Origin of the sequence: Centipeda artemidis DSM 19719 (assembly GCF_000426665.1) — a bacterium.
Taxonomy (GTDB): domain Bacteria; phylum Bacillota; class Negativicutes; order Selenomonadales; family Selenomonadaceae; genus Centipeda; species Centipeda artemidis.
Map to the genome: position 1 here is coordinate 1 of NZ_AUFU01000032.1, position 2,094 is coordinate 2,094.

The 2,094-nt window shown below is 40.0% G+C and carries 2 protein-coding genes and 1 pseudogene; all 3 read right to left on the bottom strand.

Features of this window, described 5'->3' with window-relative positions; translation table 11 throughout:
- Positions 1-67: 67 nt before the first annotated feature.
- Positions 68-445: a hypothetical protein gene (locus tag K341_RS0110650; RefSeq protein ID WP_026762788.1), complete on the bottom strand. Its 378-nt coding sequence runs from the start codon at positions 443-445 to the stop codon at positions 68-70.
- 48 nt (positions 446-493) lie between these two features.
- Complete coding sequence (locus K341_RS0110655) at positions 494-949, bottom strand: DUF2691 family protein (protein WP_026762789.1); 456 nt, start codon at positions 947-949, stop codon at positions 494-496.
- A 15-nt stretch (positions 950-964) separates the two neighbouring features.
- Positions 965-2,094, bottom strand: a pseudogene (locus K341_RS12965) (hypothetical protein); the annotation flags it as partial.

Here is a 2,094-nt window from a genome sequence, read left to right on the forward strand (position 1 = left end):
TTGCACGCTCTTTTGTATTGCAATTTGTGAAATTTGTGTCTGCGGATCAGCTGGCTGTGATTATCCACTATTTATCAGTGATTCCCTGAAACGCCTCGCCAAATATTTTTTGGAAATTCTCTACAGCCTCATACTCCGTAACCACAGTATATTGAGGAAATGGATAGCAGACAGATATCATTAAAATTTGTAACAGGGCATGGTAGTTATTGGGGTTATATTTCAGCGCTTCACGAAAATGATCAATACCGTGTATGTCCTTCTCTTGCAAATACGGTTCAGCATCCCACAACCAATCTCCTAAGACTGTTAGCCCGTGTGACTTTTGTAAATTTGTGATCTCCGGATCCTGTAATCGTTCCTCAATCCGTTGAATACTCTCTTTGCTGTTGTCCAACGATAAATTTTTCTCAATATCATCAAAGAATGCATCATAATCAAACATTACTTATCCTTCCTGTTTTTAGGGAATCACTGATAAATAGTGGATATATTAAAATTCTGTACGGCCATCATTTTCATCAGTTATATATTCGATCTCCAAAAAATTTTTTTCGATCGCATTTTCATAAAGTATATTAATATATTGTATGTTTTTAGAATATATCTCTATGAAAGTGCTATCTGTTATAAATAACAGCATTTGGCAACAACTCTTCTGAAAGTCTTCATACGTGGAAAACTTATTAGAATAGCCTTCAAATGTATCATATGCGGCTAATCTAGCGGAAACAATATAATACACGCCCGATGAAATTAACCTGTTAAATTCATCAGATATATACTTTCTCTTACTAAAAAGGTCTAATTCTACTCCATCTTTTTTTTCCCATGCCTCGTCGTCATATATTTCCCAATAAAACTGACGAGTACATATAACAGGTTTTAGCACGTCACATAGGTATTTCCCCCATTCATTGGGAATATAAAAACTTACCCCTCTCTTCAAAACGACTCCTCCAAACTATTTTCTAATAGGTTTCCCGCTCTCATCCCAATACCATCTATGTTCATGGGGAACTTTGGGATGTCTTCTAGGATTTCCATGATTCGTAAAATCTACATCTCTATATGCTCGTCCTTTTTCATCATACCATCTCCTAGTAAGAATATTTCCTTCCTCATCTATTCTATCTTTTGATGAATTAGGTGGACCAAATTTTCCAAACTCTTTTCTATTCTTTGTTACAGTATGTTTATCAGATTTTGGATACTCTTGATCTAATGATTTAGCATAGATCATTGGTCCCGTTAAGATTCCTGTACTTGTCGGAGGTATACGAAAATCAATAGGAGGAGGGGTAGAATGTGCCGTTGTCTGAGCACCTTGCTCCTCAGTTATAGGCATATTTTCTATATATGGTTCTCTCCATTTATCATCTCCAATCGGTGGTGTCTTTTCAACTTTTGGCTTTTTAATATTCGTTGGAGGAGTGACAAATATAGCGCCTGATTCCGGCAATATTGTCGTATTATTTTTATTCACTTCCCCTCTTATTTTCGACTTGTTCCCATAAACAATTACTTCAGGAAGTTCGTATTCTGAAAGACCATCAACCGTTTTCTTTTTTACATAAGTTGATATATTTTGTATTGGTGCTCCTGTTGCTTCAGAAACCCACTGACCAGTTTTTTCTTCGAATCGTGCGATAGGATTACCAAAAGAATCTATGATCACATAGGCGCCAACACTACCTATAACGGCTCCCACAACTGCGCCGCCTGCTATAAGCAATTCTGTCCCTATTCCCGCAAGAGCAGTTTCTCCTATTGCTCCCGCAAATATTGGAACAAACCAAAAAAGATTATTCTTCGTCCCGCTTGTTGCCGCAGATGCACCCGCTCCCGCCGTTCCGCCGGCTGCCTTGGCTGCCGCCGCACCGATGATGGCGCTGACGATTTGTGCTGCGCCCGGGTCATGCTTGGCAATCTTATCGATTTCCTTGATCACGGCTTCGTTCAGTCCCGCTCCTACAGCACCCGAAGTGAAGCCCGCACTCGTGATGCTGCTCATGATGCCGCCAATGGCCGCGTGGACAAGGATCTTTCTGCCGCTCCCGTCGTCCTTGAGGTTATGGGCAAGACGGTATGCTT